The sequence below is a fragment of the Eggerthella sp. 1_3_56FAA genome (assembly GCF_000185625.1).
GTDB lineage: Bacteria > Actinomycetota > Coriobacteriia > Coriobacteriales > Eggerthellaceae > Eggerthella > Eggerthella lenta.
In genome coordinates, this window is the sequence record NZ_GL622582.1 from 170,394 (window position 1) to 177,422 (window position 7,029).

General features: G+C 69.3%; 7 protein-coding genes. 2 read left to right on the forward strand and 5 right to left on the reverse strand.

Annotated elements, in window-relative coordinates; all coding sequences use genetic code 11:
- The 5 genes from HMPREF1023_RS14030 to HMPREF1023_RS14050 all read right to left on the reverse strand — a co-directional run.
- A partial coding sequence (locus HMPREF1023_RS14030) for an aminotransferase class V-fold PLP-dependent enzyme (RefSeq protein WP_009307100.1) occupies positions 1-895 on the reverse strand: 895 nt, incomplete at its 3' end.
- 34 nt (positions 896-929) lie between these two features.
- Positions 930-1,541 carry a sulfurtransferase-like selenium metabolism protein YedF gene (yedF, locus tag HMPREF1023_RS14035; RefSeq protein ID WP_009307101.1) on the reverse strand — a complete coding sequence of 204 codons (612 nt, stop codon included), beginning with the start codon at positions 1,539-1,541 and terminating at the stop codon, positions 930-932.
- Between the two features lie 196 nt (positions 1,542-1,737).
- Positions 1,738-2,034 carry a DUF3343 domain-containing protein gene (locus tag HMPREF1023_RS14040; RefSeq protein ID WP_009307102.1) on the reverse strand — a complete coding sequence of 99 codons (297 nt, stop codon included), beginning with the start codon at positions 2,032-2,034 and terminating at the stop codon, positions 1,738-1,740.
- Positions 2,035-2,038: 4 nt separating this feature from the next.
- Entirely contained in the window at positions 2,039-3,313 is a 1,275-nt protein-coding gene (locus tag HMPREF1023_RS14045; protein WP_009307103.1) for a double-cubane-cluster-containing anaerobic reductase, read from the reverse strand.
- Between the two features lie 264 nt (positions 3,314-3,577).
- Positions 3,578-4,405 carry a formate/nitrite transporter family protein gene (locus HMPREF1023_RS14050; RefSeq protein WP_009307104.1) on the reverse strand — a complete coding sequence of 276 codons (828 nt, stop codon included), beginning with the start codon at positions 4,403-4,405 and terminating at the stop codon, positions 3,578-3,580.
- Positions 4,406-4,669: 264 nt separating this feature from the next.
- Here HMPREF1023_RS14050 and selA point away from each other — a divergent pair, with 264 nt between their 5' ends.
- Together selA and selB are read left to right on the forward strand one after the other, a co-directional pair.
- On the forward strand, positions 4,670-6,148 hold the full coding sequence (selA, locus tag HMPREF1023_RS14055; RefSeq protein ID WP_009307105.1) for an L-seryl-tRNA(Sec) selenium transferase: 1,479 nt from the start codon (positions 4,670-4,672) through the stop codon (positions 6,146-6,148).
- Positions 6,145-7,029: selenocysteine-specific translation elongation factor (gene selB / locus HMPREF1023_RS14060; protein ID WP_009307106.1), on the forward strand; the 885-nt coding region annotated here is incomplete at its 3' end. The genes selA and selB, both read left to right, overlap by 4 nt.

Genomic DNA, 7,029 nt, shown 5'->3' on the forward strand with positions numbered 1-7,029 from the left:
CCCGCCTCCGCCCAGCACGCGCACGCCGTCGATGCCGCGCACGCCGCGCTCGAAGCGCTCGGTCCAGCGCGCGCACCTGCGCGCCCAGCTCCTCCACGCCGCGCTCCTCGATATAGGCGAGCCCCGCGCTCAAGCCGGCGATGCCGTGGGCGTTCAGCGTGCCTGCCTCCAGGCGCTCGGGCATGCGCGCGGGATGGCGCCGGTCGTAGCTTTGCGTCCCTGAGCCGCCCACCTTCAGCGGCTCGATCTCCACGCCTTCCGCCACGGCGAGGCCGCCCGTGCCCTGGGGGCCGTACAGGCTCTTGTGCCCGGTGAACGCCACGACGTCCAGCCCATCGCGCCCCATGTCGATGGGCACGACGCCCGCCGTCTGGGCCGCGTCCGCCACCAGCAGCGCGCCGTGCTCGCGGCACAGGCGCGCGATGCGGGCGATGTCGTACACGTCGCCCGTGAGGTTGGAGGCGTGGGTGACCGCCGCCAGCCGCGCCCCCGGAAGCGCCGCCTCCAGCGCGTCGTAGTCCAGCGCGCCGCGCGCATCGTGGGGAACCACGACCACCTCGCAGCCGCGCTCGTCAGCCAGGCGGTACAGCGGGCGCAGCACCGAGTTGTGCGAGGCGGCCGTGGTCACCAGCTTGTCTCCCGGCCGCGCGAGCCCGACGATGGCGGTGTTCAGCGCCTCGGTGGCGTTGCTCGCGAAGGCCACGCGCGACGGGTCGCCGGCGCCCAGCAGACGCGCGAGCTGCTGGCGTGCCCGGAACACGGCGTAGCCCGCATCGAGCGACGCCTCGTGCACGCCGCGCCCTGCGCCGCCGAAGCTGTTGACGGCGCGCGCCACCGCCTCGGCCACCTCGGGCGGCTTGACGGCGGTTGTCGCCGCGTTGTCGAAGTAGATCATAGCTCCACGGTCCTTAAGTCTCGCGCGCCCGACCCTACGGACGGATGATGCCGCGCGCGTTCGCCTGCTTCTCCACGATCACGTACATGTTCGTGGCCTCGCCCACTTCCAGCCGCTCGGCCAGGCCGTAATGGTTCAGGCACGTGCCGCAGCTCATGATCTCAACGCCGGCCTCGGCGAGCGCGCGCAGGTCGTCGAGCGACGAGGATCCCGTGCAGGCGAGCTTCACGCCGCCGTTGTACATGAGCACCGTCTCGGGCAGCTCGTCGAGCTGCGTCAGGGCGAACACGAAGCCCTTCATCAGCACGGCTCCCAGCTCGTCGTCCCCCGAGCCCATGAACTCGGACGGGATCACCGCCACCCGGCCGCCCGCAGGCGATTGCTCGACCGCCGGGCAGCTCGCGGCGCTTCCCGCTTCGCCGTCTGACGCCGCGCCCTTCGCGAAGGTCACTGCGAACACGCCTTCGCCGCGCTCCTCGCCGACGGCTCCCACCTTGAGCGTCTTCGCCAACGCCTCCAGGTTGTGCACCGCGGTCTCGTTGTCAACGAGCACTTCGAGCACGCCCTCCCCCATGGCCGAGAGCGCCTTCTTGGCGCGCACCACGGGAAGCGGGCACGCCTGACCCCGTGCGTCGATCTGCTCCATCGTCTTCCTTCTTTCTCATCGTTATCACCTGTCGTCCCGAATGCAGCGCCCCGGTCGTCATCCCGAGCGAGCGGAGCGGGTTCGTTGGATCACGTGCGGCGATAACCGTGGCGCTCCCTGCTGGCGCCGCACGGGATCCTTCGACTCCGCGCCTGCGGCGTTCCGCTCAGGATGACAATCCCTGCAGGGCATCCGCTCAGCAAAACGTGTCCCGCCGCGCGTTCAGCTGGCGCGGCAGCCGGGCTACGCCCTCGATCGGGACGCCCTCCTCCTGCGCAAGGCGCTCCAGCAGCTCCACGTCGTCGCACGACGCGAGCAACGACACCCCGCAGGAAGCGCGCGCGGCGCGGGGCGTGGGCGAGATCCTCGCCTTGGCCCCCGCGTCGCGCGCCAGCTCGTACAGACGCCAGCCGTCGGTATGGCTCGAGAACAGGATATAGCAATCCTCGGGACGTGCGTCCTTGTTCACGGTATCGGCAGCGTCTTGTTGCATGGCCTTACGCGTCCAGCATCTCGATGAACGCGCCGATGCGCGTGCGCAGCTGCTCGGCGTCGTTGTCGGCGTAGTCGGTCTCGAGGCCCAGGCACGGGATGCCCTCCTCGGCAAGCGCGTCCGCCAGCGGCGCCTTTTCCACGTCGTAGAGCGTGCAGAACTTGAGGTTCGCGTCGATCACGCCGTCGACCTTGTACTCCTTCGCCATGCGCACCACGTCCGCGACGCGACCCGGGTTCGGCGTGAAGCACGCGCAGTTGTTCTTCATATAGCGCTGCGCCAACGCCTGGAACATGCCGTCGAGCGTGCCCTCGCCCTCGTCCACCTCGTTCTCGAAGTAGCGCGTGCCCGTGCACATCTCCTCGCACACCACCACGGCGCCGCTCGTCTCGACGATATGGTGCAGCTTCCAGTTCGGGATGGCCAGCGGCGTGCCCGTGATCAGGATGCGCTTCGTGCCGGCGGGCACCACGCCCTCGCCGCGCTCGATGCGCGCTTCCAGCTCGTCGGCCAGCTTGTTCGCCGTCTCGGCGCAGCGCACCGGGTCGTCGAAGAACGCGATCTGCATCATGAGCAGGGCGTCCTTGCCGCTGATGGGCACCGGGTCTGCCTTGCGCGCCTCGAACACGCGGGCCAGCGCGCGACGCTTCTCGTTGATGGTGCGAATGGCACGGGCAAGGTTCTCGGCCGTCAGTTCGTTGCCCGTCTCGGCCTCCACCTCCTTGGCGAACAGCGCGATCTCGTCTTTCCACGCCGCGATGTCCTTCTCGCGCTTCATCTGCGGCACGTCCATGACGTAGGTCTTCTTGTCGGCCCCCAGGATCTCGTAGGCCTTCTTCTTGCCGTCGCACGTGGTCTCGCCCACATACATGTCGGCCACGCTGAAGTACGGACACGTCTTGCCGAAGTGCGCGCCGAGCGACGCCTTGATCAGCGGGCAGATGCCGCTGGGCAGCACCTTCTCGCCTTCGGGCACCCAGAACTGCGAGCCGCCGCACAGCCCCGTGACGGCGCCGCCGCAGGCGACGACCACCTCGTCGGGCACGAACACGCAGAACGTGCCGAACACCTTGCCGCCCTGCTTTTGCAGCTCGATGAGCTCCGCGGGGCGCACGCCGTGGATCTCCGACACCACGAAGTCGTAGAACGCCATGTTCTCAGGGCGGTTCTCCTGCGTGAGGTACGTGTCGCCGAACGCCATCGGCAGCACGGCGCACAGCTGGTCGTGCGTCTCCAGATCCATGCCCAAGTCTTTCCACATTGCCTGATAGTCAGCCATGAAGGCCCCCTTCGATACCAGTCGATAGCAAAGTTGCGATGTTATTCGGTTGTCGTTGCAGAAATGACGGTGCAGCGTCGCCGGATGCGCGCATGCGCATGCGGGACGCGATGAGGTGCGCGATGATGAAGCGTCGCCTTGCATGCAGAAATGGCACCCGCGCAGAATCGTGCCAATGCGAGGCGACGAGGTAATGATACCGTATCGCAGCCGCCCGCCGCAATCGCAGGGCAGCTTATCGGCGAAAGGCCGGCGGAAAAGCCCCTACCGATCGACGTCCTTCTTCCGGTACACGAACCAGTACGCCATGCCGACGGCGACGCCGCCGGCGACGTTGCCCAGCGTGGCGGCCGACAGGTTCGTCGCGATGCCGGCCAGCGTCACCGCGTCGGGCGCACCCACCCCCATCGAGTTGAGCAACAGCCCCATGGGGAGGAAGAACATGTTCGCCACGCAGTGCTCGAACCCGCACGCAACGAACGCAGAGATGGGCAGCAGGATGCCGAGCACCTTGTCGGCGACGGTGCGCGCCGAGAACCCGATCCACACGGCCAGGCACACGAGGATGTTGCACATGACGCCCTTGAAGAACAGCGTCGTCCAATCGGGCGCCACCTTGCCCGCGGCCACGCTGACGAAGGCCTCGCCCACCGCGCCTCCGTTCATGGCGGCGACGTTCGCAAAGTGGACGAGCGCGAGCGCGACGAGCGCGCCGGCGAGGTTGCCGAGCCACACGAGCAGCCAGTTGCCGAACAGGGACCTCCAGCCGATACGGCCCGACGCTTTCGCGCACACCAGAAGCACGTTGCCGGTGAACAGCTCCGCGCCGCAGCACAGCACGAGCACCAGCCCGAGGCAGAAGCAGAGTCCGCCCACCGCGCGCTGCACCGCGAACGGCATGGAGGGGTCGCCCAGGAACACGCAGAAGTACAGCGCCCCGAACGCGATGAACGCCCCGGCCAGCATCGCGGACGCGAAGCACTTCGCCTTCGGCATGGCCGCCTTGGCCTCGCCGACCTTCTCGGCCTTCTCCGCGATTTCAGCCGGCGACAGCGCATCCGGCCTGAGCGTTTGGATCTCGTCCTGCATCATGATCGCATCTGGTTCCTTCCTTGCCTGGTCGCGGCTTCTTCGCGCGTCCCCTGCGAAGCCGCACGGTATGGTACCGCAACTCGCGGGCGCAGGGAGAAACAAAAGCGTTTTCCTCGACAATTTCCCCATCTCGTCGTCCTGCTCGTCGCATCGCCGAATCGATACCCGGCCGTCGGTGCATCGGCGCGCGCAACACTGGTATACTTTGGCGAGCGGCCGCGTCGGCCGCGCATCCCCGCACCCGTGTTCGAGAAAGGCGTTTCCATGGCGAATCCGTCACGCACCGATCTGCTCCGCGCGCTCCCGCAGGTGGAGGAGATGCTCCAGCTGCCCGAGGTGAGCGCGCTTCTGTCGCTCCTCCCCCGCAGCGTGCTGGCCGATTGCGTGCGCGAGGCCGTCGACGAGACGCGTCGAGCCGTGCTTGCAGGAGCATGCGAACGGGTCGACGTTCCGGCGCTCGCCGAATCGACGCGCGCCCGGGCGTTCGCCCGGGCGCGCCCGTCGCTGCGCCGCGTGATCAACGCCACGGGCATCGTCGTGCACACGAACCTCGGGCGCAGCCCGCTTGCCGACGAGGCCGTGAGCGCCGTGAGCGACGTGGCGCGCGGCTACTCCACGCTGGAGTACGACACCGATGCCATGGCGCGCGGCAGCCGCCACGACCATGTGGAGCGCCTCATCTGCACGCTCACCGGCGCCGAGGCGGCGCTGGCCGTGAACAACAACGCGGCGGCGGTCATGATGGTGCTCCACGAGTTCGCGCGCGGGCACGAAGCCGTGGTGTCGCGCGGCGAGCTGGTGGAGATCGGCGGATCGTTCCGCGTGCCCGACATCATGGAGCTGTCGCAGGCGCGCATGGTGGAGGTGGGCACCACGAACAAGACGCATGCCGTCGACTACGAGCGCGCCATCGGCGCCGACACCTCGATGCTGTTGAAGGTGCATCCTTCGAACTACCGCGTGGTGGGCTTCGCCGAGAGCGTGTCGGCGCGCGACCTGCGCCCGCTGGCCGATGCCGAGAACGCACGGCGCACGGCATCCGGCGAGCCGGGCGCGGGCGAGCTTCTGGTGTACGAGGACCAGGGATCGGGCGCCTTCCTGAACCTCGATGCGTTCGGCGCGTACGCCGAGCCCACCGTGGCCGAGTCGCTGCAGGCGGGCTGCGACCTCGTGTCGTTCTCGGGCGACAAGCTGCTGGGCGGCCCGCAGGCGGGCATCATCGTGGGAGCGAAACGGTTCATCGACCGGCTGAAGAAGAACCCTTACGCCCGCGCGATGCGCCTCGACAAGATGACGCTGGCCGCGCTGGAGGCCACGCTGCGCCTCTACCTCGACCCCGCGATCGCGCTCGAGCGCATCCCTGCGCTGCGCATGCTGTCCGAGCCGGCCGAAGCCGTGCGCGGGCGCGCCGAGCGGCTGGCGCGCACCTTGGAGGAAGCGCTTCCCGCAGGGGCGGCGCGCATCGACGTGGTACCGGATACCGCGCGGGCCGGCGGCGGCGCGCTGCCGTTGTGCGACATCGACTCGCATGCGGTGCGCATCGAGTTTTCGCGCGGGGACGCGCAGGGGTGCGAGACGTTCCTCATTGCGCGGCGCGACGTGCCCGTGATCGGGCGCATCAAGCACGACGCCGTGCTGCTGGACGCGCGCACCGTGGCCGAGGACGAGCTAGCCGAGGTCGCCGAGGCCGTGCGCGCCTACTTCGACGCGCTCGACGCCGGAGCCGAGGGGAGCCGCGCATGAGCGGGCGCACGCAGACCGACCTCGTGCTGGGCACGGCCGGCCATATCGACCACGGCAAGTCGTCGCTCGTGCTGGCCTTGACCGGAACCGACCCCGACCGTCTGGCAGAGGAGAAGCAGCGCGGCATCACCATCGAGCTGGGCTTCGCGCGCCTGGCGCTTCCCGACGGCACCGTGCTCGGCGTGGTGGACGTGCCGGGCCACGAGCGCTTCGTGCGCCAGATGATCGCGGGATCGACGGGCATCGACCTGGCGCTTCTTTGCATCGCCGCCGACGACGGCATCATGCCGCAGACCGAGGAGCACCTGGCCGTGCTGGAGCTTCTGGGCATACGCACCTGTGTGGCGGCGCTCACGAAAACCGACCTCGTGGACGAGGAATGGGCGCTGTTCATGGCCGATGAGGTGCGGGGCCGCCTGGCCGGCACGCCTTTCGCGGATGCCGATATCGTCCCCGTGTCCAGCCGCACGGGCGCCGGGCTTCCCGAGCTGCAAGAGGCTCTGACACGCGCGGCGCGCACCACGCGGCGCGCGAAGGCGGGCTCGCGCCTGCGCCTGCCCGTCGACCGCGTGTTCAGCATCAAAGGCGCCGGGACCGTGGTCACGGGCACCCTGTGGAGCGGGTCGGCCCGGATGGGCGACGAGGTGGAGGTGCTGCCCTCCGGCCTGCGCACGCGCGTGCGCAGCGTGCAGGTGCACGGCGAGCCCGTCGATCGCGCCGACGCCGGGCACCGCGTCGCCCTCAACCTGAACGCCGTGTCCACCGACGAGGTTCGACCGGGCGATTTCCTGGCCGCGCCCGGTGCGGCGAGCGCCACCGACCGCTTCGACGCCCACCTTGCGTTCCTCGGCGTGCCAGGCAAGGGCAAGCCGCTCGTCAGC

Bases quoted from the DNA above. Each gene is read 5' to 3' on its own strand.
- HMPREF1023_RS14045 (WP_009307103.1), bottom strand. From the start codon at position 3,313: ATGGCTGACTATCAGGCAATGTGGAAAGACTTGGGCATGGATCTGGAG.
- HMPREF1023_RS14050 (WP_009307104.1), bottom strand. From the start codon at position 4,405: ATGATGCAGGACGAGATCCAAACGCTCAGGCCGGATGCGCTGTCGCCG.
- HMPREF1023_RS14040 (WP_009307102.1), bottom strand. From the start codon at position 2,034: ATGCAACAAGACGCTGCCGATACCGTGAACAAGGACGCACGTCCCGAG.
- selA (WP_009307105.1), top strand. From the start codon at position 4,670: ATGGCGAATCCGTCACGCACCGATCTGCTCCGCGCGCTCCCGCAGGTG.
- yedF (WP_009307101.1), bottom strand. From the start codon at position 1,541: ATGGAGCAGATCGACGCACGGGGTCAGGCGTGCCCGCTTCCCGTGGTG.